The organism is Caldivirga sp. (assembly GCF_023256255.1).
GTDB lineage: Archaea > Thermoproteota > Thermoprotei > Thermoproteales > Thermocladiaceae > Caldivirga.
Map to the genome: position 1 here is coordinate 1 of NZ_JAGDXD010000004.1, position 20,645 is coordinate 20,645.

General features: G+C 42.8%; 23 protein-coding genes and 1 tRNA gene. 11 read left to right on the forward strand and 13 right to left on the reverse strand.

All coding sequences use genetic code 11. The features are described from left to right. The coding region (locus tag Q0C29_RS00335) for a DapH/DapD/GlmU-related protein (RefSeq protein ID WP_291998673.1) at positions 1 to 263 on the forward strand (263 nt) is incomplete at its 5' end. Here the strand turns inward: Q0C29_RS00335 and Q0C29_RS00340 are convergent. Next, complete coding sequence (locus Q0C29_RS00340; protein WP_291998674.1) at positions 252 to 785, reverse strand: hypothetical protein; 534 nt, start codon at positions 783 to 785, stop codon at positions 252 to 254. The two genes, Q0C29_RS00335 and Q0C29_RS00340, sit on opposite strands and share 12 nt — an antisense overlap. Positions 786 to 870: 85 nt before the next feature. On the opposite strand from Q0C29_RS00340, the gene Q0C29_RS00345 reads away from it, so the two are divergent. Continuing rightward, entirely contained in the window at positions 871 to 1,632 is a 762-nt protein-coding gene (locus Q0C29_RS00345) for an MBL fold metallo-hydrolase (RefSeq protein WP_291998675.1), read from the forward strand. Here the strand turns inward: Q0C29_RS00345 and Q0C29_RS00350 are convergent. Next, positions 1,629 to 1,985 carry a hypothetical protein gene (locus Q0C29_RS00350; RefSeq protein WP_291998676.1) on the reverse strand — a complete coding sequence of 119 codons (357 nt, stop codon included), beginning with the start codon at positions 1,983 to 1,985 and terminating at the stop codon, positions 1,629 to 1,631. The two genes, Q0C29_RS00345 and Q0C29_RS00350, sit on opposite strands and share 4 nt — an antisense overlap. Beyond that, positions 1,975 to 2,310, reverse strand: coding sequence for a hypothetical protein (locus tag Q0C29_RS00355; RefSeq protein ID WP_291998677.1), 336 nt, complete (start codon positions 2,308 to 2,310; stop codon positions 1,975 to 1,977). Before Q0C29_RS00355 ends, Q0C29_RS00350 begins: the two co-directional genes overlap by 11 nt. A 206-nt stretch (positions 2,311 to 2,516) precedes the next feature. On the opposite strand from Q0C29_RS00355, the gene Q0C29_RS00360 reads away from it, so the two are divergent. Genes Q0C29_RS00360 through Q0C29_RS00370 form a run of 3 tightly spaced genes read left to right on the forward strand, consistent with a single transcriptional unit; the run spans position 2,517 to position 4,913 of the window. Further along, a complete protein-coding gene (locus Q0C29_RS00360) occupies positions 2,517 to 3,017 on the forward strand; it encodes an archaellin/type IV pilin N-terminal domain-containing protein (RefSeq protein WP_291998678.1) in 501 nt (166 codons plus the stop codon). A gap of 38 nt (positions 3,018 to 3,055) precedes the next feature. After that, positions 3,056 to 3,490: a hypothetical protein gene (locus tag Q0C29_RS00365; RefSeq protein ID WP_291998679.1), complete on the forward strand. Its 435-nt coding sequence runs from the start codon at positions 3,056 to 3,058 to the stop codon at positions 3,488 to 3,490. Beyond that, a complete protein-coding gene (locus tag Q0C29_RS00370) occupies positions 3,480 to 4,913 on the forward strand; it encodes a hypothetical protein (RefSeq protein ID WP_291998680.1) in 1,434 nt (477 codons plus the stop codon). The genes Q0C29_RS00365 and Q0C29_RS00370 overlap by 11 nt, the downstream gene beginning before the upstream one ends. Before the next feature lies 1 nt (position 4,914). On the opposite strand, the gene Q0C29_RS00375 is transcribed toward Q0C29_RS00370, so the two are convergent. The 3 genes from Q0C29_RS00375 to Q0C29_RS00385 form a co-directional block, all read right to left on the reverse strand. Continuing rightward, positions 4,915 to 6,546 (reverse strand): acyl CoA:acetate/3-ketoacid CoA transferase, encoded by a 1,632-nt coding sequence (locus tag Q0C29_RS00375; protein ID WP_291998681.1) that lies wholly within the window; start codon positions 6,544 to 6,546, stop codon positions 4,915 to 4,917. Between the two features lie 179 nt (positions 6,547 to 6,725). Beyond that, on the reverse strand, positions 6,726 to 8,048 hold the full coding sequence (locus Q0C29_RS00380) for a UbiD family decarboxylase (RefSeq protein ID WP_291998682.1): 1,323 nt from the start codon (positions 8,046 to 8,048) through the stop codon (positions 6,726 to 6,728). A gap of 62 nt (positions 8,049 to 8,110) precedes the next feature. Next, the gene (locus Q0C29_RS00385; RefSeq protein ID WP_291998683.1) at positions 8,111 to 9,025 is read right to left on the reverse strand and encodes a hypothetical protein; all 915 of its coding nucleotides are present in this window, start codon (positions 9,023 to 9,025) and stop codon (positions 8,111 to 8,113) included. A gap of 89 nt (positions 9,026 to 9,114) precedes the next feature. Between Q0C29_RS00385 and Q0C29_RS00390 the strand changes: the two genes are divergently transcribed. Next, on the forward strand, positions 9,115 to 10,584 hold the full coding sequence (locus tag Q0C29_RS00390) for a type II/IV secretion system ATPase subunit (RefSeq protein WP_291998684.1): 1,470 nt from the start codon (positions 9,115 to 9,117) through the stop codon (positions 10,582 to 10,584). Then, complete coding sequence (locus Q0C29_RS00395; RefSeq protein ID WP_291998685.1) at positions 10,581 to 11,396, forward strand: type II secretion system F family protein; 816 nt, start codon at positions 10,581 to 10,583, stop codon at positions 11,394 to 11,396. The genes Q0C29_RS00390 and Q0C29_RS00395 overlap by 4 nt, the downstream gene beginning before the upstream one ends. Positions 11,397 to 11,772: 376 nt before the next feature. On the opposite strand, the gene Q0C29_RS00400 is transcribed toward Q0C29_RS00395, so the two are convergent. Further along, positions 11,773 to 13,581, reverse strand: coding sequence for a ribosome biogenesis/translation initiation ATPase RLI (locus Q0C29_RS00400; protein WP_291998686.1), 1,809 nt, complete (start codon positions 13,579 to 13,581; stop codon positions 11,773 to 11,775). Between the two features lie 194 nt (positions 13,582 to 13,775). On the opposite strand from Q0C29_RS00400, the gene Q0C29_RS00405 reads away from it, so the two are divergent. Continuing rightward, positions 13,776 to 14,498: an ABC transporter ATP-binding protein gene (locus tag Q0C29_RS00405; RefSeq protein WP_291998687.1), complete on the forward strand. Its 723-nt coding sequence runs from the start codon at positions 13,776 to 13,778 to the stop codon at positions 14,496 to 14,498. Positions 14,499 to 14,509: 11 nt separating this feature from the next. On the opposite strand, the gene Q0C29_RS00410 is transcribed toward Q0C29_RS00405, so the two are convergent. From Q0C29_RS00410 to Q0C29_RS00420, 3 genes are all read right to left on the reverse strand, one after another. Then, positions 14,510 to 15,691: an MFS transporter gene (locus Q0C29_RS00410; RefSeq protein WP_291998688.1), complete on the reverse strand. Its 1,182-nt coding sequence runs from the start codon at positions 15,689 to 15,691 to the stop codon at positions 14,510 to 14,512. After that, entirely contained in the window at positions 15,688 to 16,236 is a 549-nt protein-coding gene (gene cyaB, locus Q0C29_RS00415) for a class IV adenylate cyclase (RefSeq protein ID WP_291998689.1), read from the reverse strand. The genes Q0C29_RS00410 and cyaB overlap by 4 nt, the downstream gene beginning before the upstream one ends. A gap of 454 nt (positions 16,237 to 16,690) precedes the next feature. Beyond that, positions 16,691 to 16,810 (reverse strand) — tRNA-Pro (locus Q0C29_RS00420). Between the two features lie 233 nt (positions 16,811 to 17,043). Here Q0C29_RS00420 and Q0C29_RS00425 point away from each other — a divergent pair. Genes Q0C29_RS00425 through Q0C29_RS00435 form a run of 3 tightly spaced genes read left to right on the forward strand, consistent with a single transcriptional unit; the run spans position 17,044 to position 18,600 of the window. Beyond that, entirely contained in the window at positions 17,044 to 17,628 is a 585-nt protein-coding gene (locus Q0C29_RS00425) for a DUF998 domain-containing protein (RefSeq protein WP_291998690.1), read from the forward strand. Between the two features lie 32 nt (positions 17,629 to 17,660). Beyond that, complete coding sequence (locus tag Q0C29_RS00430; RefSeq protein WP_291998691.1) at positions 17,661 to 18,056, forward strand: hypothetical protein; 396 nt, start codon at positions 17,661 to 17,663, stop codon at positions 18,054 to 18,056. A gap of 1 nt (position 18,057) precedes the next feature. Then, positions 18,058 to 18,600 carry a CDP-2,3-bis-(O-geranylgeranyl)-sn-glycerol synthase gene (locus tag Q0C29_RS00435; protein WP_291998692.1) on the forward strand — a complete coding sequence of 181 codons (543 nt, stop codon included), beginning with the start codon at positions 18,058 to 18,060 and terminating at the stop codon, positions 18,598 to 18,600. Between the two features lie 102 nt (positions 18,601 to 18,702). On the opposite strand, the gene Q0C29_RS00440 is transcribed toward Q0C29_RS00435, so the two are convergent. From Q0C29_RS00440 to Q0C29_RS00450, 3 genes are all read right to left on the reverse strand, one after another. Beyond that, positions 18,703 to 19,725, reverse strand: coding sequence for a hypothetical protein (locus tag Q0C29_RS00440; RefSeq protein WP_291998693.1), 1,023 nt, complete (start codon positions 19,723 to 19,725; stop codon positions 18,703 to 18,705). A gap of 17 nt (positions 19,726 to 19,742) precedes the next feature. Then, a complete protein-coding gene (locus Q0C29_RS00445; protein ID WP_291998694.1) occupies positions 19,743 to 19,934 on the reverse strand; it encodes a hypothetical protein in 192 nt (63 codons plus the stop codon). A gap of 97 nt (positions 19,935 to 20,031) precedes the next feature. Then, positions 20,032 to 20,640 carry a histidine phosphatase family protein gene (locus Q0C29_RS00450; RefSeq protein ID WP_291998695.1) on the reverse strand — a complete coding sequence of 203 codons (609 nt, stop codon included), beginning with the start codon at positions 20,638 to 20,640 and terminating at the stop codon, positions 20,032 to 20,034. Between the last annotated feature and the right edge of the window lie 5 nt (positions 20,641 to 20,645).

Genomic DNA, 20,645 nt, shown 5'->3' on the forward strand with positions numbered 1-20,645 from the left:
GGCCGAACGCAGTGATAACCAATGATAAGTACCCACCCAGTAAGAGACTCCAGGGTGTGGTTATTAGGAGGGGGGCTGTTATTGGTGCTAACGCCACATTAATAGCCGGCATTGAGGTTGGGGAAGGAGCTGTGGTTGCCGCTGGATCAATAGTCACCAGGGATGTTAAGCCAGGGACTGTTGTTGCCGGTGCCCCGGCTAAACCCATGTATAGTGTTGATGTGTATATTGAGAAGAGGAGGATTTATGAATCAATGGGTTAAGTTACTTAATCTGCCTATGAGCTCCTTATGAAACTTTTCATCATCAATAATGCTCCTTATTATTGATTTAATAACCTCCATTCTAGACCTCTCTCCGCTAGTCAATACCCTTGATGATGCTGACTCATAGCTACTCAACATGTACTCATACATGCTTAAGGCTATTGTCTCATAATCCTCAAGCTCCATTAACCTATTAGCCAAATCCTTAGTCACACCACCCCTAACCGTTGCCGCATACTCCCTTATCTTACCAAGCTTACTCTCCAACTCCCTATTCATGGCTGCAACACCCTCAACGCTAAGTGAACCCTTAAGGTCATTGAGTAGCGTCTCTTCAATACCCTTCAATATATCCCTATGCTTAGCTGAGTCCCTACTTATTAACTGCAGGCTAATTTTACTTAATTCATCAGCAGCTAATTCGCTTAATTCACTATATAATTCAGCCAACTCATCCTCAACCTCCTCAAGATTCCTCAACATACTGATTAATGCAGAGTTAAAATCCCTAACAACCATAGGGCTTACGCATAAGCCGTGTTTTAAAGCATTCGATAATGAAAAGGACCGTAAGGTTAATTAATTTGAGGGCATTAAGGCATTAATGAGGGTTAGCTTCCTAGGCGTTGGCGGTTGGGTTTCAATGCCCTGGCTAAACCACCCCTCGATACTGGTTGAGGCCAAGGGGGCTAGGCTGCTTCTTGATGCTGGGGAGGGTTCATATAGGCAGTTGAGGAGGTGCACTGGCCTTGACGTTGACTCAATAGATGCAGTCGTAATAACTCATGGACATGGTGATCACATCCTCGGCTTACCCTCATACGTACTAATGGCTGGTTCAAGGGGTATTAGGCTGAGTGTAATAGCCCCAAGGTATGTTATGGATGATTTAGTAAGCCTAATTAAGGTAACCCACATTCAGCAGTACGCTAATGCACTTAACCCAATACCCATTGATATACCTAATGAGCCATCCCTCATAATGGAGCTTAAGGGTATTAGGATTTACGCAGTTAAGGTTAACCACACAGTGGATGCTATGGCGGTTAAATTAATCGACTCAGATGAATCATGCCTAACCTACAGCGGTGATACTGCACCATCAGGGTCACTGGTTGAGTTGGCTAAGGGCTGTGGTGCACTGATTCATGAGGCAAGTGGGAATCCGGGCTTTGAGGAAGAGGCTCATAGGCATGGTCATAGTACCGTTAAGGATGCCGTTAACATCGCTAAGGAGGCTGAGGTTAGGCAATTAATACTCACTCACTTCTATACGGTTAACCCAATCGTAAGTGGCTTAAGTGAAGGAGTAAACGTGATAATACCGTATGAGTGCTCAACTATTGAATTAAGTAAAGGGTCTTAAACACCAGCGCCCTTAACCTCCCTTAAAAGTCTCCTAAGGAATTCCCTCCTACGCCTAATCCTCCTAAGCCTACCCTCCACGTTACTCAACGGTACCCCCATTCTCCTAGCCTCAGCCACAGCCCTCTGGGCGTTAACCTCCTCAATACGTAGCCACTCATACATAACCCTAATCCTCCTAACCTCACCATAGGCATCATAACCCTGTGGCTCAACATTAATACCCAAGTAGTCGTTAAGCCACTTAACCCTAGCTTCCTCATTATCCCTAAGCGCCCTTGAAGCATCAATACCCCCAAGGAACCTAGAGTACTTGGTGGCAATTAGCTTAATTACAGGTGACTCACTGCTCATTAGGCATCAGCCTCTCCATAACCCTCTGCCCAAGGTACCTGTCCTCAACCCTACTCTCAACATTACCCACAACCTCATCATTAACCTCAACAGTCTCAACTTCATTAACCTCAACCACCTCATCATTAATGGGTCTAAGCCTACTCACTGCAGTAGCCATGTTTAAGTCAATCATCCTGAGTATTGAGTATAGGGAACGCTTATCTATCCTATTATTGTAAGCGTAGATTAAGGCTAATTCAAGAATCCTCCTACTGCTTAAGCCAGCATTGGTAAGCCCCAAAGCCTTAATGCCACCTAACAGTAATTGCCTACCCTTACCCATGATTAGTGATGCTCATTGGTGGCATTAAAAGCTAACGCGTAGAATCAGTACCTACCATGAATTTAAAGTTTAAGTAAATAGGTAATCATGTAGATAGAGCGATAATATATAGAAATGAGTAGCATGAACACCTTATGCTATTTACATTAATGATTTGCCATAGATTAACGCGTAAAGCTTAAAAATACATATTTGACAGGTAATACATGGGTAATTTGAATAGAAGGGCAAGGAGGGGTATTGAACCCATAGTGGCCGCAATACTACTAATAGTGATAACTGTCGTAGCCGCAATACTACTTTACTTCTGGTTCTCAGGATACCTATCAACGACAACAACAAGAGTATCACAAGTATCAGCTCCTGAAGAGGCGCAAATAATTGGAGTTAACTATAATCCATCAGGTAGTCAACTAATTGTGTATGTTCAGAATGTTGGGCAAATACCCATAACCATAGACCAAGCGTATATACTAAATAGTACAACATTAAATATAATATGTACATTAACCTTAACAGGCTACTCATCACCCCCTTCAGCAGCATATACTACAGCACCAGCTAGTGGGGTAACTTTAACCTATGGTAATTCTGCTGCATTATACTTCTCAATACCCTCTGGCTGCAGCCTAAATCCAAATTCACTCTATGTATTAAAACTTGTTACGGCAAGGGGTACTCAGATAACTTACCAGTTCTCAACGTAAATTCTTAATAAGCCCTAGTGCTAAAATTAAAAGTAGCCATGATGAGTTTTTTAAGGCATGGTTCAAGTGAAATCACTGGAGCGGTTCTAATACTGGTTATTTCAGTGATGCTTAGTGTGGCATTACTGGCATTATTCATAAACTACATTAATGGTTCACTACAGAGTCTCTACAGCGGTCCATTAGGCTACCATTGTGAGTTCACTGTTATTGGTTATGCAGTGAATGGTACAGTGAACACTTATAAGGTTGCCCTTGCCCTATACAATTACGGTACTGCAACATGCATTATTAACGATGCTGCGGTAATTAATGCAACGACAGGTAACGTAATAATGGTTATAACCTACAGTAACCCTATTAAGTTCAATAGGTTTACCATAGTAACTATAACAGTTAATTCAATTAAACCACCCTTCATTATTAAATTCTACTCAAATGACGGGTATACAGGTGGTGCCCTTGTTGAGTAGGCTTGGGCTCGGTGAGATTTACGTATTCGCAATATTCATAATAGCGGCAGCGGTCTTCTTAGTCTCAATACTGTATTTAGTTAACTCAATCAGGGGATTCATAAGTAAGGAAGTAACTTACGCCGCTGAGGCTTCAGCTTCTAAAATAACTATTATTCCCCAAGCACCACCTACTGCTAAGGGCTACTACACGTATGTTAATGCTTCCCTTAAAGGTGACTTAAGCGTGTATAGCACCGGTAACCCCTTACCCAACTATGCCTTTTGCTTAGTTAAGCTTAGTAACGGTACAGAGTATTATGCCCAGGGTACGGTACTATATTACTCAACCAGCGGTCTCAGCATAAATGTTAAGTGCCCAATCCCATTAAGTAACCTAAGTAATGTTGCTGAATTAACCTTGACCATACCAACCCCCCTAGGCTCAAGCGTTGAATTAACGTACAATTATATGCCATATGTACAAGTTGAAACAAAACCGCAGCTTAATGGTACTGCGGTGGGCTTATACGTGGTGAATAATTCAACAGGCTGGGTTTACATTAATGCAACAGCCACCGCCCTTAATGGTTATGTGGTTAAGCTAGGCAGTGCCATGATACCACCTGAATCATCCCTATTGCTTACTAATCTCACTTCACTCATTAACTCACCCATAGCGATAATTAGGTATACTGTCAATAATTTAGTTACGGTGAGCGAACTAGTAACCACAGTGAATATACCTTTACCATCTTCATGCCTACCTGGTAACGTAACCTTTAGTTACCTCGGTAATGGGACATTAAACTCATGGCAAAGCGCATACGATGGTTCAGGCCTCTACTGGAACTACATGGTTTACCACGGTACAGTTAATGAGTTAATGAACCCAATATACATGTATGCAACGACATTAAACTCCTCAGGTATTCTCATTCTCTACTATGATTTATCTAAACTACAGATAGGCGTAGACCATTACCCAATGGTCTCAGCGATACTCTACCCATCGCAATTCTCAGTAAATGGAACCGTATTTTTCATTTTCATTGTTACAGACAATAATGAATTAGTTGTTATTTATAGGTCATCTAATGTTAATCCATCTTCCACGGTCTCAGGAAGTAATTCGATAAGTGATATCGATATTCTTCTCAAGAGGACCCTTAAAATTAATGTTAATAAGGTGGTTAATATCAGCAATGGAACAATATTTAGCAATACACCACTCTACTTTACAGTTAACCTAAAGGGCATGGTTAGTGGTAATTACAAATACTTTGGAGTAGGCTTATTTATTAATAGTACAATTATAAGTACTAGCACCACTACTGGTGGGGGTGGTAACAAGGGAAAGGGGTCTAACACTATAGTCATTTCATCTATGGCTATTCCGTCCTATGGTGTAGCCTACTGGGATTACTTGTGTATAGGTAAGTGAATTACTGTTTAAGCATCTTTAGGGCCACTTCCCTAAGCCCTATCTTCCCTTCCCTGAATAATTCAGGCTCCATTTGCCTAATATCCCTGGATATCTGGGGCTTGAACTCCATCTTGCTTAATATATCCCTCTCAATGTCCACCCCTGGCGCATACTCCTCAAGCAGTAGGCCCTCTGGCGTTAACCTGAATATGGCCCTTTCCGTTATGTACATGACCTCCTTCCCAGCCTTTAGGGCTAATTCAGCGTTGAAGGCTATTTTGTAGGGCTTCCTAACGAACTTAACAATATCCCCATCCTTACCAATGGTTAACCTACCGTTCTCAACCCTAATGTCCCTCTTACCAGCCGTGAAGGCCCCTGCGAAGTATATCCTGGGTGCTCCATGGACTATTGATGGGAAACCCCCTGGCCCTGGTAGCCTCTCAGGTAGGAAGCTTGGGTTAACGTCACCCCTTGGCCCAACCTGCATGAAGCCGAGTGATGCGGCGTTAATTGCCCCACCCTCATAGATCGTGAATTGATCCGGCATTGGTATTACAGCGAATGGGGCTATGGCTACCCCGAAGTCGTCGCCGTTTAAGGCTATTCCACCCCATGGGCCTGATTCAACAGTTGTGAATATTAAGTCCCCTAGCCCCTCCTCACTAATCACTCTGGCTACCGTTGATGGTATTCCAATGCCAAGGTTAACTATGAGCGGCCTACCAACCTTACCAAGTAGGTTAACTAATTCAACAGTAACCCTCCTGGCTATGACCTTCTCTAAGTCCAGTTTACCATCCTGCTGAAGACAAATGTTGCTTGGGGTAACACGCCCACACACCCTTGGGTCGTACTTAATTGAAGCCGATTGAATGTGATACTCCATGGGTGCCTCAACCACATAGTCTATTAATGGTCCTGGAACGTGAACGCTCTTAGGCCTTATTGAACCAGCCTTAGACACATACATTACCTGCGCTATGACTACACCTGGATTAGGCATGGCCTTCGTGGCCTGGGTTATGGCTAATACAGTACCGTATATTGCCTCATCCTCCATGCTTAAGTTACCTAATTCATCAGCTGTTGAACCCCTTATTAAGGCTGCATTAGGCTTTGGGCAATCATACATTAGGTACTCCTCACCCTTAATCTCAATTAACTCAACCTTACATACCTTATGCTCCCTGGCTAAGTCATTCAAATATATACCATCCTGCCTTGGATCCAGGAATGTTCCTAAACCAACCTTAGTTATAACCGGTAAGCCAAGCGCCTTACTCCTAAACCAATGCGCCGATACGCCTATTGGCCAAGTATAGGCCTCAACCCTATTCTCAAGGGCTAGGCGTTGAAGCCATGGTGATTGACCTAGGAATGGAAGCATGAAACCTCTAATGAAGTTGAAGTCACCCTCATCGTACATTGACTTAGCCACTAGGTCAAGACCATGATTATTAGCTGCAGGTAACGTGTCGGATACTATGAATAGGCCACTGGGATGCCCAGTTCTCCTATATAAGTCGAAGAGCTTTATTATGAGGTACTCAGGCATTGTGGCTGCGTTGAAGCCTGAAATAGCTACTACAGAATTATCTTTAATGCTACTTAACGCCTCCTCTACATCAGTAAGCTTGGTAATAGCCATTGTAACCCCTAGCTAGGACTAGATGTTAAAGCTTAAATCGCCTATTTCATTTTATGTTGGCCAAAAATAAAACGCATATTAGACAAATGTCGGATACTAAAAATCCTACCCACATTTACTCTATCCTAACCCTTAATAAGGGTACACTTTAAAAACTCTTTTAAGCAATTAAATCCCTATTACTCGAGTTTAATCTCATTGACATTAATCCTCTCCGGTATCTTGGCTCTCTCGAATCTCCAAGCATCCTTACTTAATGGCCTAGTGGCGTCAATACCCATTTTAGTTGTTAAGCCTATTGATTGGTCAATGGCTGCTGGATCCAGGCTTGAACCCCTGACACCCTTAATGATTACTAAATCCTCATCAGCCCTAAACCTTGTTGCAATAGCCCACTCAACCTCATTCAAGTCATCAACGTTAACATCATCATCAACAACAACAACGTGCTTTAAGCTTGGGTGAGCGGCGAAGGCAGCAAGTATTGCGTTCTTACCCTCACCCTCAACAGTCTTCCTAATAGCCACAATGGCGTGGAGCCAACCCCCACCACCCCTCGTTAACCTAACGGCCTTAACATCAGCCACAGCCCTAACCGCATTCCAGATCCTAGCCTCCTTCTCAAAACCCATTAAAACCGAGTTCTCCGCATCACCAGCAACAAGCACGTGGACTATTGGATTAGGCTTAACGTAGATTGAGGTCACTTTAACAATGGGTTGCTTCCTAACTACATCGTATGTACCCATTACGTCAACGCATGGACCCTCATCATGCTCAGCATCCTTAAGAATGAAACCCTCCATAACTACTTCCGCATCAACTGGAACTGGGATACCGTTACTCAACCTAAAGACCCTTAATTCACCGTTCATGAGCCTATTGGCGACACCTAATTCGCTGACACCATACGGTGGTGAGGAGGCTGAGGCTATAAGGAAGGCTGGGTGAATACCCCAGACTATGGCTATTGGTGTATCACGCCCCTTAGCCTTATTATCATTGAAGATCCTGTAGAGGTGCCTGGGCACAAGCCTAATCACGAACTTATCCCTATCAATAACGGTAAGCCTATGAAAGGATGCATTAATGTAGTCGCCTAAGCCAAGAACCACACCACTGGTTAAGCATGGCCCAGGCTCCCTCTCAAAGAACCTTGGTATTGGGAGTTTATTTAAATCAACTTCACTAAGCCTAATTAGGGGGAAGTCGCTAACCTCCCTTGGTTCAAGGGGATTAGCCTCAGCGTTAAGAAGCCTACTGTAAGCCTCCTCAACGCTACTGGCCCCTAAGGCCATCATTAACTTAACCCTAGTATCCACTATGTTGGCCACAGCCCTAAAGCCTGGGTGACCCTTAATGTTATTGAAGAGTAAGGCTGGTCCAAGGCCGCTGAACCTATGGGCTATTAGCGGTATATCGAACTCCACAGCTATGGGTGAGTTAACCACCTTAAGCGAACCAGATCCCTTTAATTCATCAAGGTAACTACTCAAGTCCATTAGGTGCACGTCACTGGGCCCTTAATTAAGCATTAGCCGTATTACACTGAATGGTTAATCAGCTATACGTGCATTATTTGAGGCATGTATAGGTTAAGCACGTAGTTAAGCGCCACAGCCATTATGGTCATTATTGATGAGTGCATTAACCCAACGCTAAGATTCCTGTAAACAACCTTACCTATTATCATGCCTGTGAAGATTGATTGAATCATAATGCTGTAGACGAATAGAGAGTTAATGACGTTAACACTTAGGTTACCGAATGATAGTAGGCCGGTGGGTAGTGAACTCACTATTGTTGAGGTTGTTGAAATTAACCTAGGTATTAATATGGCTAGTATCACTGAACCCAGGAACACGTACACTATTATTATCGTGTAGGCTAACGTAATGTATGGTTTAAGGGAATTAACCTTATCAAGCTCATTAACGACAACATTATCAATCTCCCTATAGGCTAAGTCAAGAACCTCAGCAGCCTTAGTACCACTCCTCAGGGCTGATTCAAGAACTATTGAGGCTAATTCAAGGTACCTATTGTTAAGTTCACGGGCAAGACCCATTAAGGCGGTACCTAATTCACTAGGCCCTATTACACTTGACCCAATTCTACCACCAAGCTCCCTAGCCAATACACCACCCTGCCTAAAGGTTAAGTTAACGGTTTCAGTTATAGTTAAGCCTGTGCTTAACCCATCCCTAATCATCCTAATGAAGGTGGGTAACTCACCTGTAACGTAATTATTAATCCTCCACCTGCCGTATTCAGGTATTGATGCTATTAATATTACTAAGGCCGCTGAGACCACGTACACTGACACGTAAACGTAATTACTGGGTAATGGGGCATTAAGGGAAATACTCATGAAGTTTAAAGTAACCACCAGCTTAGGTACCATTAAGTAGCTGAGTACAATAATGATTAATACCACCAATGCAGCGGTATACCTAATAATTATATTTAACTTACCCATATGGTTCATTTAATCCTTAGTGCTTTTAAACATAACTTACAGTCAGGTTTAAAGCAAGGGATTAAAATACTGTAATATTAGTGAACCTAATGCACGCTAATGATTACGCTGTATTAGATGGATTGGTGCAGGTATCGATACTAATGAGTAGAGATGGCCAATACATTTACTGGGTTGAGGAACCTAAGTTAAGTAAGGAGGAGGAGAACCTACTCCTGAAGATTAGGGAAGAGTTGGGAAGGTTAATGAGTGCTAGGAATGTACCATCAATATACGATTACAGTAGTGTTAAGGAGTACGTTAAAGGTATTGCTGAGTCATTAATTAGGCGTTACGCACCCAGTATTAATCCTGAGGGGGCTAAAAGAATAATGTATTACCTATTGAAGAACACGGTTGGCTTCGGTCCCATTGAGCCTCTTGTTAATGATCCCAGGGTTGAGGATGTTCACATTAATGGCCCAGGTAGGAGTATTTACGTGTGGCATAATAGGTATGGCCACATTAAAACCAACATAAGCATCAGTGATGATGAGCTAAGTAGGTTAGTGACCCTCCTCTCCCAGAGGATAAGGAGGAACCCCAGTTCAGCATCACCAATACTTGAGGGGCTTCTAATGCCGGAGAACTTCAGGGTTGAGATGCTGCTTAGGGATATTGTCTCAATAGGCCCAGTGATTACTATTAGGAAGTTTAGGGAAGTGCCATTAACCGTAGTGGAGATGATTAAGTTAGGCACCTTAAGCAGTAAGCTGGCTGCTTACCTATGGTTCATGCTTGACCATGGAGTCAGCATACTCATAATAGGCCCCACTGGTGCAGGGAAGACAACACTACTTAACGCATTACTCTTCCTAGTTAGGAATGGGTTCAGGATAATTACAATTGAGGATGCTAGGGAATTATACCTGCTTCACGACCACTGGGTACCCCTGGTGGCTAGGACCTCGGAGACTCCCGGAGTCGCTAACGTGGATCTGTATGAATTGGTTAAGGTATCCATGAGGCTTAGGCCTGATTACATTGTTGTTGGTGAATTAAGGGGTGAGGAATCATACGTCTTCTTTCAGGCATTGGCAAGTGGGCACACTGGATTATCAACACTCCACGCCTACTCAGCTGAAATGGCCATTAGGAGACTGTTGTCTAAACCCATGGAGATACCTGCAACCCTATTAACATCACTGGGCGTTATTGTGCAGATAAGCATTGTGGCTAAGGGTGATGAAATAACCAGGAGGGTTACTAGGGTTGAGGAGGTTATTGATGTTCAGGAGGATAGGCCTGTGCTTAACAGGGTTTTCGAATGGAGGAGGAGCGATGATAGTATAGTTAACGTGAATGAGTCAGTACTGGTGAGTAGGATTATTGAGAACCACGCCCTACAGCCTGATGAGGTTAAGGCTGAGTTGAATAGGAGGGAGGAATTCATGTCACTCATGGTTAAGAGAAACATATCATCCCCCAGCGACGTCTTCGAAATAATAAATAAGTATTACATGAACCCTGAGGAAGCATTCAATGAGTTAAGTGAACGCAGGACTGGTGAAGTTAAGTGAGGGTCAGTAATCCCATTACGGTACTTAGGAATTGGCTTAACTCGTATTCACGCCAAGTCAGTGCTAAGAGTGGTTACACTATATCGTCTGAGTTAATTAAGGTTAGCGTGCTTTACCTATCGGTCCAGGCAATTGCATCGCTTGCCTTAGCCATCATCCTAGTTAGGCTGGGGCCTAGGGTTTCATTACTCTTCATCCTGATTTCAGCATTATCATTAACGGCAATAGGAATGATTAATGCTTATATCGTGATTAGGCTTAGGTCAAGGGCAAGGAAATTCGAGAAGTCAATAGTTACAATACTGTTAACTACAATACCGTTAATGGCCAGTGGGGAACCATTGGTTAATGTGTTCAATTACCTAGCTACAATCAGAATTGAACCTGAAGTTAATGGGGAATTCAGGAGACTGGTAAGTGAAGTTTACAGTGGCTTCGATATAGTGAGCGCGATTAAGAGGAGTATTGAGAGGGTTCCCTCTAGGGTATATAATGATGTTATGAGCATAATTGCTGAATCATATGGGGTAAGTGGGAATATAGCTGACGTGCTTGCACTTAAATTGGATTCAATAATAAGGAGGGAGCAGTCAATGTTCAGGTCAAGGACGCAGGCCCTATCACTAATGATGGAGGTTTACGTGGTTTCAGCCCAATTACTGCCAATACTCCTCATAATACTAACCATATCGCTGGCACCACTGGGTTCCATCCCAATAAGCCCAGAAGCCCTCATACTCCTCATGTTCCTAGTTTACGTACCAGTGGTTGGCTCAATATTCTACATGGTAATGAGCGGGCTACTAGATTAAAAGTATATGCACTTTGAGAGAAGGCTTTTACGTTAATTAAGATTATTCTATTTTATTTATTTTCAATTAGTATTGATGAGATGCCACTAAGGCTCCATAACCCCATACGTGACCAGAAGCTAAGAAGGTTCATTGTTAAGGTACTTAAGCATTAAGGATGAGTTTAAAGAAGTTAGGTACTGGGATTCAGCTCATATTATACTTTTTCTCAGTGCTAATGATTAGTATTAACCTCACCTTAAGACCTGGATCTTTTAATTAAATAGCTTAGCCAACTCTTTCTCAACTCACTAATTCAATGTCAATATTAATGAATTATACTCATGCCTATAGAGGAAGGTAGTAAATGAGAGAAACCAATGATCCTACTTAGGCACTACTCCTTCTCAGTAACATAGTAGTAATACTCACCAATCTCTCTTTGAATCCTATCCATTACCGAATCCTTCTTATTAATTCTTGGCCTACCATTGTGAGCATCCCTCCTGAACGTTATGTCCTGCGCCTTAAAGAACATGTTCATACCCTTCCTTAGGTCGATTGGTGAATTAGCCATACCTAACTTCCCTGGTTCACCATCAAATACCATTACTGATGAGCTTACGTAATCAAGCATAGTTACGTCATGTTCAATGAAGAGCACTGTAGCCTCCTTCTCCTCAGCTAGCCTTGCAATAACTCTGGCTGTCCTAATCCTTTGCTCAATGTCTAGATAGGCCATTGGTTCATCAAGTACGTATAACTCAGCATCCTTAAGTAAGGCTGCAGCTATCATAACCCTCTGAAGCTCACCACCGCTTAACTCCTTAAGGCTCTTATCCATTATCGGCGTTAAAAGTAAGCCATTGGCCAAGTCTGGCCAATGAGGCTTCTCCCTATAGTCGACACCAGCCACCTTACCTATCATTGAGGAGACCGTTAATTCAGGGTACTTAATTGCAATATCCCTTATGTACTGAGGCTTATAGCTTATCCTAACTACACCATAAGGTATTACCACGCCTTCATCCGGTTGAAGCTCACCCACCAGTATTCTAGCAAAGGTAGTTTTACCAATACCATTTGGCCCAAGTACACCAACAACCTCACCCCTCATTAATTGCCCTGACCGCGCGATTAACTTAAAGTCACCAAGATTCTTAGTGACATCACTCCACTCCACTAAAACCCTCTCCTTCCTAACCTCTCTTGGTGGTGGTGTTGGCTTGAATGCTATTGCCTCCCTCCTAATAAGCATGTTTTCACTGGCTAAGTAACCTCTAAGGTACTCGTTAATCCCCTCCTTAGCACCTTTGATACTTGAGACAATACCATAGGCCCCGGGCTTACCGTAGAGTATCACTACTAGATCCGCTAAGTAATCTAGCACCGCTAAGTCATGGTCAATTATTAATACGTACCTATTGCCTGAAGTTAATTCACTAATTGCCTTAGCCACCCTAAGCCTCTCGGTAACATCTAAGTGGGTTGTGGGTTCATCGAAAATGTAGACATCACCACCCTTAAGGATGGCTGCTGCAATAGCCAGCCTCTGTAATTCCCCACCACTGAGGACACTGACGTCCCTATCCAGTAGATGAGTTAAATTAAGCTTATTGGCTACTTCAAGTACCTTTCCCTCATCACTATTAACCCTCATTAAGGCCTCCTTAACCTTACCCTTAATCACCATGGGTATTAACTCAATGTACTGCGTCTTATGAATAACCCTAAGCCTATTACCGTAAAGCCTAGTGAAGTATGTTTGAAGCTCAGTGCCCCTAAACCTCCTGATCACCTCATCCCTACTACCATCACTTGAGCATAGGTTAGGTATGATTGAACCAGCGAGTATGTTGGCTATTGTTGTCTTACCAAGCGCGTTCTGGCCGATTATACCTATTACTTTACCCTGCTTAAGCATGGGTAATTTAAACAACTTAAAGCCACTTGGCCCATACTGGTGGATACAGTGTTCATCAAGCTCAGAGGGTAGGTTAATTATTGTTATTGCCTCAAAGGGGCACTTCCTTACGCAAATGCCACATGCAGTGCATAGGTCAGTTATCACTGGCCTATTAAGCTGCTCATCAAAATAAATAGCCCTCTTACCGGTCCTAACCACTGGGCAGAATCTAATGCACTCTTGACTGCACTTCCTAGGTTGGCAAAGATCCTTATCCACTACAGCTATCCTAGTGGGCATTTCATAATTGGCCCAGGCCCTTAGTTTTTATTGCTTTTCACCTCTCCTATACTGAATGGCTAATCAGAATCTCTGACCCTAATCACTCATCATATACCAGCGTGCTCATCACTAAAGGGATAGGGGATTGGGGGTAAATTAAGCATTCCTCATGCTACGCGGTAAGTATTTAACAATATTAATGAGGACTAGCTGTGAATTGCATAAGCGTTGAGGGCTTGGTGAAATCATTTAATGGGGTAAGAGCCCTAGATGGATTAACATTCAGCGTGGAGTGCGGTGATTCAGTGGCACTCCTTGGACCAAATGGGGCTGGTAAGACAACCACCATGAGGATTATTGCTGGGCTCCTTAAATCTGACTCGGGGGTGGTTAAAGTATGTGGTTTCGACGTTATTAAGGAACCTAAGAAAGCTAAGGCATGCCTAGGATACTTACCTGAAGACGCTGCACCATTCATGAACCTGACCGTTAGGGAGAATTTAGAGTACGTGGGTTTAGTGAGGGGTTTAAGCAACATTAAGGATGCTGTGGAGTGGGTTTCTCAAACCCTAGGTTTAAATGGCTTAATGAGCGTTCGACCATCATCACTATCAAGGGGTAATAGGCAGAGGGTTGCATTAGCCATGGCCATCATCCATAGGCCTAAGGTACTTTTACTTGATGAGCCATTAAACTACCTTGATATTCCAACCCAGGAGAACGTTGTTGAATTACTACTAAGCATGAGAAGAGAGGGTACTACAATGCTCATATCCACCCATATAATGTCTGTGGCGGAGAGGTTAACTAATAGAGTCATTATGATTAATAGAGGTAGATTAGTTTGGGAAGGTAGCATTAGTGAACTGATGATGCTGGTTAAGCCGGGGGAGAGAATTGAGGAGACCGTCGCCAGAATGCTTAAGGAAGCTTAACTAATATGCCATTACCTATCCTCCCCCCTGAATGACCTAAAGAACATGTAGTAAAGCAGTGGATCAAGCATTGACACTAAGCCACCCGTTATCATTGATAGTGTGAACAATGAGGCATTCATCATTACGCCTGCCGTGAAACTGCCTATGCTATAGGGTAGTCTCCTAGCTAAGCCTGTTATGGATAACCCCCTAGCCCTCTCCTCACTAGCTATAACCTCCATGGATAAGGATTGCCTCATGGGTATTGTAACCATGTAGAGCGCCACCCTAACTACATAAAGTACTGAATCCACGATTAGGCTGGGTATTATAGCCATAACTATGAATAAGCCTACTGAAATGGACCTGAGCATGGATATGGCCTTAACCCTACCCATGATTCTCTCCACCCTGTCCGCTAGTAGGGTGGAAACCATTGAAGCCAGGTATGAGGCTAGGTAAATCATGTTTATGTCGAGTTCTGTGGCATGCAGATAAAGTTTAAACCACAGCGGGAGTAGTGGAGTTACCATACCTAATCCAAGGCTACCAAAGGACCCAGCAATCGCAATCCTAGTTACTGAACTACTTGACCTCCTTGGTAGTATTTGACTTATTGAATTAACATTAACCCTCCCCCTATCCCTCCTCACCATTAGTAAAACTAGTAGAGACACTAAGCTAAGTACCGTAGATAGCTTGAATAGAAATAAGTCACCTAGGCCCATGCTGATAAGTAAGTATGATGTTGCCGCTCCAGTTAATGATGATGCCGTTGATGATGCTGTGGTAATACTGTAAACCTTAGTTCTTTCAACTGGACTCGTGTTATCAGCTAGTAGTGAAGTTTGAAGCGGCGTAACTGGTCCACCACCAGCGCCTCCCCCAGGGCCACCGCCTCCTGTAGTGCCCAGTATTGAGGTTATGAATATGGCCAGTTTATTAGTTGTTATACTATAGATTAGCATTGAAGCAGTGAATAGAGATGACATAGCTATTAGAGTATCCCTCCTACCGTAGAGATCCCCTAGGAAGCCTGCAGCTAACACTAGTAGTGATGATGAAATAGAGTTAATCATGAAGTAAAGCCCTATTAACGCTGGGTTGAAGCCTATGGACTTTAAGTAGAGGGGGATTGTGAATGATAAGTAGCCAAAGGAGAAGCTTCTAATTATCCTTGAAGCTACAAGAGCCTTAACATTCCTATTCATTTTCCCTCGCTTATCTTACTCAACATGAGTTCCAAGTATGTTTTAGGTTCCACGGAGTCCTTCTTAACCCCAAGGGCTCTCTCCGCGAAGCTCATAATACTCTTCACTAATTCACTAACTATACCCTGGTCATTAGTTAAGGTTTCAATCTCAATGAAGTTCCCTAACCCATTAACCTTATCCACGTATATTGTGTAACTACCGTAAGTATACTCAGTTCTCTCCTTCCTAATAACCGCAATCTCCCTAAAGCCAAGCTCCTTCAAGGCGCCTATAGTATTGCTGGCCGAGTCAACATCAATATTATACTCAACCCTAACCTTACCCTCACCACCTAACCTAGGTCCCTTATAAGTAACCGTTACCTTACCTGATCCATATAACCTAACCCTAACAGCCTCATCAGTTGCTGCAAAGTCCCTGCAGGGGTGATTAAAGTAATGATCCTCCTCAACATCACTACCCACATACGTAGCAAACCCCCTCAACTTACTTATAACATCATCTACGTTACTCACCCTAAACTTAACCTCAACCTCAAACATGCAACTAACTATGAAGTAGCTTATTTAAATACTCAACTAAATCCCACTCATCCTTCATTAAAGCCTTCTACCCTAAATATACCATTCGTTCCCTGCACCCTTAGAATTCTAGAATTTAGGATTCTATTGTGAAAAGCATTAAGTGCGCTGAGAGAATGATGCAATATTCACTAGAGGAATTTAAATGACTTAATAACGCATTTACTGCATTAAGGGAAACTATCGAGAACTATTAAGGCCAAGTCTAATTATACTGGACTAAACCCTACTAGCGAACCAGCAAAGCTAACACCTCACCGCAGTCGGTAGGTAACTTAGTTGAATGAACCTTATATTTCGCTAAAGTAGCCCCATGGGACACTTGAAGAAGCCGTGTGGAAAGCACGTTAAACATTAGAAAATCATCGGTTGCAAAGGTATGTTTAATTCAAAATGTGTTCCACCCTGCAGGTGATGGGGCCGCCGGGACTTGAACCCGGGATCACCGGCGATTTGGTACCACGGGGATGGTTCCCCAGGCCGCTGGACCTGGGCTTTCGCCCAGAGTATCCTAGCCAGGCTAGACTACGGCCCCTATTGTTGGCTTACCTAAAGTGTGGTTATTTAAACTTTGGGTTCGTTTAGAATCTTAGAGTTAACTTAGGGTATTTTACGTTAATTACGTGTTCCTTTATGGTTGCGGCATTAATGATTCTAAAGGACTTATGAAGTTAAAATTAATGTCTTCCTTAATCAGTGTTGGTAACCATTATGAAAATGGTCAGTTGTGTGATTAATATTTTTAAGGTTAAGCTGAAGCGAATACTCATGGTGTCTGTGAATAGTGTTTTAACATACATGGGTATTGCCGCTGCCGTATTGGCTTGGGTAGTTATAGCAGTTAGCATTAGTCTTAATCCTTGGTTCAGCATGTTTGGTAATGCCCTGAGCGACTTAGGTAATCCTCATGCTAATTACTACTGGGTGTATAATTATGGCTTGGTTGTAACGGCAGCCTTAATGCTCTTATTCTCATTTCACCTACTGCTTGTTTCTGAAAATAAAGTTGAGGTAATGGGTTCCTCCTTTGTCACTATTGCCTCTATTTTCCTTGCCCTAATAGGTATTTTTCATGAAGGCACTTACCCCCACACCTTCGTTTCTGAATGGTTCTTCACGCAAATGGATTTAGCTGTTGTTGTTTGGAGCATTGGCCTAGTATTGAGTAGAAGACTTAACTACGGTATTCCACTCCTACTGCTTGGTTTAATAGCCCCAGTACCGGCATTGCTAATTAAATGGCCCTCAACAGCCCTTCTTGAGACATATGGTATAGTAATTATTGACATATGGGCTATAGTTGCAACAATACTGATTAAGGGTAAGGCACCTAGGGTTCACTGCGGAGTTTAATGCTTAAAAAGGTTAAGGGAAAATGGTGAACCATGGCTGAGGCGGCTTATGCGCCTTTAAAGGTGGTGGTTTGCCCCATATGTAACTACATGGGTGATGTAAAGGGATTGAAGCTAGACTACTCCACCGTACCTCAACCTACTGAGGTAACGTGCCCTAAGTGTGGGCAGAAGGTACCTATTGAATCCATTGCAACACACATGAGGAAGCACCTTAAGGTTGGTGGAAAGAACTACACGTGTGATATTTGCCAAGCTAAGGTTCAAGGTGAGGGACAAGCCATGAGACATATGAAGGAACACATGATTGCAGGCTTCAGGAAGGGTAGTGTAATACTTTGGGTTTGCCTAGCCTGTGGTAGAGTGTTTAAGTATAGGTCATCAGCCTTAGCTCACTTAACGGCATTCCATGAGAGGCCGATGGATTAACATGAACATCGGCCTATTGATTGCCCAAGCCTTACTCATAATATGGCCACCCTACGTGGCTAATGCAACCCCGGTTTTAGCCAAGAGGGTTTTCAAGGGTAGGCTTCATCCAATTGACTTCAATAAGTCTCTTAAGGATGGTAAGAGGGTTCTGGGGGATGGTAAAACCTATGAAGGGTTCATGATGGGTGTTACCCTAGGAACCCTGGGTGGTTACCTTGTGGTTTACGTTATTGGTTCATTAACTACACCACTACTTAAGTACCCTACCATGCTTGATTCCTTCGTAATGTCAGTGGCTGCGCTCCTAGGTGATATGCTGGGTGCCTTCATTAAGAGGAGGCTTGGCTTAAGGAGGGGTGAACCAGCCCCATTACTGGATCAGCTTGATTTCCTCCTAGCCTCCCTACTTGCACTATACTTAATTAACCCAAGCATTTTACCTGCTCCAGTAGCAGTGGCTGCAATAATCATAACCCCCCCAATTCACCTAGCCACAAATGCTGGCGCATACCTACTTGGCCTTAAGAGCGAACCTTGGTAGGCTAGGGTTAGCTTAATTATGCTTAATTTGAGAGTCAGCCATGCGAGCCTTCCTCATTTACTCAGGACTCGAGATCCACATCACTTAGATTACATTAGTAGCCTAGCCCTTAATACGCTTTCCCATAGTTAAACATGAGTCTGCGTATTCAAGTAAATCACTGAACATTACTTCAGCCGTTGCCTCAGCTGGGCCTGTTGGACCTATGACGGTTATTTCCTTCCCATCATTGAGTTTAATGATTAATGCATTATAGTTGCCAGTAATGGAGCCAATAACGCTACTTGCTGGGACTTCCATGGGCTTGACACTTATTAACCTCCTAGTTAAATCCACTGAAGCCACTTGCTTAATCCTAATACCCTTCCTGGCGCTCTCCTTAATGTAATCATCCTTTAGGTTTAACATTGATTGTACATCAGCATCCCTTAAACTCGCATTAATGCCCATAACGTTAGCCAGTATGGTTGCCTTAGCTGCAGCATCCAAGCCACCTAGGTCTATTGCTGGGTCTGGTTCAGCTATCTTCTCCTCAATAGCCCTTTTAATAGCCTCACTCATGGTTAACCCATTCTCCACAAGGGTTAGGACGTAATTCGACGTAGCGTTCAATACGCCCTCAATATTTTTAATGATCCTACCCCTTAATCCCTTGAGCAGTTGAATTACAGGTGTACCAGCCATTACGGTAGCCGTGAAGCCTAAGTATACCCTCTTATTCCTAGCTTCATTAATTAACTCCCCGTAAGCCAAGGCTAAGCCTGTCTTATCCGCAGTAATCACTGATATACCCTCACTTATCAGTAGCCTGTATATTGTTAAATTTGGTTCACCGGTATGGTAACTTGGCGGTATTGATACTACTGCAACATCTGGTTTAAGGTTAATTAAGTCCCTTAGCTCAATTGTCTTGAAGTTAGGTGCACTATATACGCCCTTATTGGTTAAGTCAATGAGTGCTCTACTGCCTATGCATTCATCATTAATTAAACCACCCCTCGATGCAAGTATGCCTATTACGCAGGGTTCTAGCCCTAGCTTATTTAATTCAGTAACCCTGTTTACTAGTATCCTTGTGAAGGATTTACCAACATTCCCAAACCCTATGAGAGCTATTTTAACCATAATGAAGATAGCGTTAATTAGCGTTTTAAAGACTCACTTATGGGTTTCCTAACGGGTAATACCTCAATCTTATGAGGTATTTTCGATATGGGGCTTAAGCACCTTGGGCACTTACCACCCCAATACCTAGCCACATCCTCTGCACTCTTAGGCTTATCACCCTTATACAGTATGAAACCGCACCAGCGGCATACATACTCAATAGCCATGCATCTACTGTTTTTAACTAATTTAAAAGCATTATCTTTAATTAATAATATCCTTATAAATATAATGCAATATTTCAATTGCTAAGAATAGAATAATTTATTTGCAGTTTAGAAAATTAAATGGCTTAATATTGATGAATAAGACCCTCCAATCACCCCACTCATCGTCCTTAAAAATAGCCGACACTGAACCAGTATCGATCCTAATCCTATAAATGTTGCTCTGGCTTGAACCCACTACATGGGTAATTAATGATGCTATAGGTTGATAATGGGAAACCACTACAATGTTCTCCTTCGCCTCATTAATTACATTAATCATCCTACCTAAGACTGACTCAGCATCCTCACCACCAGGTGGTGGGTATTTGAGCGGGTTCCTTGAGTATTTGAGGAAACCAGGCCCTATATCATTAATCTTCATCATCTCCCACTTACCCATTTCAACTTCCCTAACCCTCTCATCAATTGTTAAGTCAACCTTAATTTCACCAGCAATAATACTGGCGGTTTCCCTAGCCCTAAGAAGTGGGGATGCAATAATTCTACTTATCCCCTTAGTATTATTCTTAAGAAACCTAGCTACGCATAATGCCTCTAATCTGCCTTTCTCAGTTAATGGCCCTACATTAATGTCCCTACTCTGCAATATCCCCTCCCTATTCAGTGTTGATTCACCATGCCTAACTAGGTAAATAGTAGCCATGAGGT

What these genes read in the sequence shown, in the direction of transcription:
- Q0C29_RS00340 (WP_291998674.1), bottom strand. Translation starts at nt 785, where the DNA reads ATGGTTGTTAGGGATTTTAACTCTGCATTAATCAGTATGTTGAGGAAT.
- Q0C29_RS00345 (WP_291998675.1), top strand. Translation starts at nt 871, where the DNA reads ATGAGGGTTAGCTTCCTAGGCGTTGGCGGTTGGGTTTCAATGCCCTGG.
- Q0C29_RS00350 (WP_291998676.1), bottom strand. Translation starts at nt 1,985, where the DNA reads ATGAGCAGTGAGTCACCTGTAATTAAGCTAATTGCCACCAAGTACTCT.
- Q0C29_RS00355 (WP_291998677.1), bottom strand. Translation starts at nt 2,310, where the DNA reads ATGGGTAAGGGTAGGCAATTACTGTTAGGTGGCATTAAGGCTTTGGGG.
- Q0C29_RS00360 (WP_291998678.1), top strand. Translation starts at nt 2,517, where the DNA reads ATGGGTAATTTGAATAGAAGGGCAAGGAGGGGTATTGAACCCATAGTG.
- Q0C29_RS00365 (WP_291998679.1), top strand. Translation starts at nt 3,056, where the DNA reads ATGATGAGTTTTTTAAGGCATGGTTCAAGTGAAATCACTGGAGCGGTT.
- Q0C29_RS00375 (WP_291998681.1), bottom strand. Translation starts at nt 6,546, where the DNA reads ATGGCTATTACCAAGCTTACTGATGTAGAGGAGGCGTTAAGTAGCATT.
- Q0C29_RS00380 (WP_291998682.1), bottom strand. Translation starts at nt 8,048, where the DNA reads ATGGACTTGAGTAGTTACCTTGATGAATTAAAGGGATCTGGTTCGCTT.
- Q0C29_RS00385 (WP_291998683.1), bottom strand. Translation starts at nt 9,025, where the DNA reads ATGGGTAAGTTAAATATAATTATTAGGTATACCGCTGCATTGGTGGTA.
- Q0C29_RS00390 (WP_291998684.1), top strand. Translation starts at nt 9,115, where the DNA reads ATGCACGCTAATGATTACGCTGTATTAGATGGATTGGTGCAGGTATCG.
- Q0C29_RS00400 (WP_291998686.1), bottom strand. Translation starts at nt 13,581, where the DNA reads ATGCCCACTAGGATAGCTGTAGTGGATAAGGATCTTTGCCAACCTAGG.
- Q0C29_RS00410 (WP_291998688.1), bottom strand. Translation starts at nt 15,691, where the DNA reads ATGAATAGGAATGTTAAGGCTCTTGTAGCTTCAAGGATAATTAGAAGC.
- cyaB (WP_291998689.1), bottom strand. Translation starts at nt 16,236, where the DNA reads ATGTTTGAGGTTGAGGTTAAGTTTAGGGTGAGTAACGTAGATGATGTT.
- Q0C29_RS00425 (WP_291998690.1), top strand. Translation starts at nt 17,044, where the DNA reads ATGGTGTCTGTGAATAGTGTTTTAACATACATGGGTATTGCCGCTGCC.
- Q0C29_RS00430 (WP_291998691.1), top strand. Translation starts at nt 17,661, where the DNA reads ATGGCTGAGGCGGCTTATGCGCCTTTAAAGGTGGTGGTTTGCCCCATA.
- Q0C29_RS00435 (WP_291998692.1), top strand. Translation starts at nt 18,058, where the DNA reads ATGAACATCGGCCTATTGATTGCCCAAGCCTTACTCATAATATGGCCA.
- Q0C29_RS00440 (WP_291998693.1), bottom strand. Translation starts at nt 19,725, where the DNA reads ATGGTTAAAATAGCTCTCATAGGGTTTGGGAATGTTGGTAAATCCTTC.
- Q0C29_RS00445 (WP_291998694.1), bottom strand. Translation starts at nt 19,934, where the DNA reads ATGGCTATTGAGTATGTATGCCGCTGGTGCGGTTTCATACTGTATAAG.
- Q0C29_RS00450 (WP_291998695.1), bottom strand. Translation starts at nt 20,640, where the DNA reads ATGGCTACTATTTACCTAGTTAGGCATGGTGAATCAACACTGAATAGG.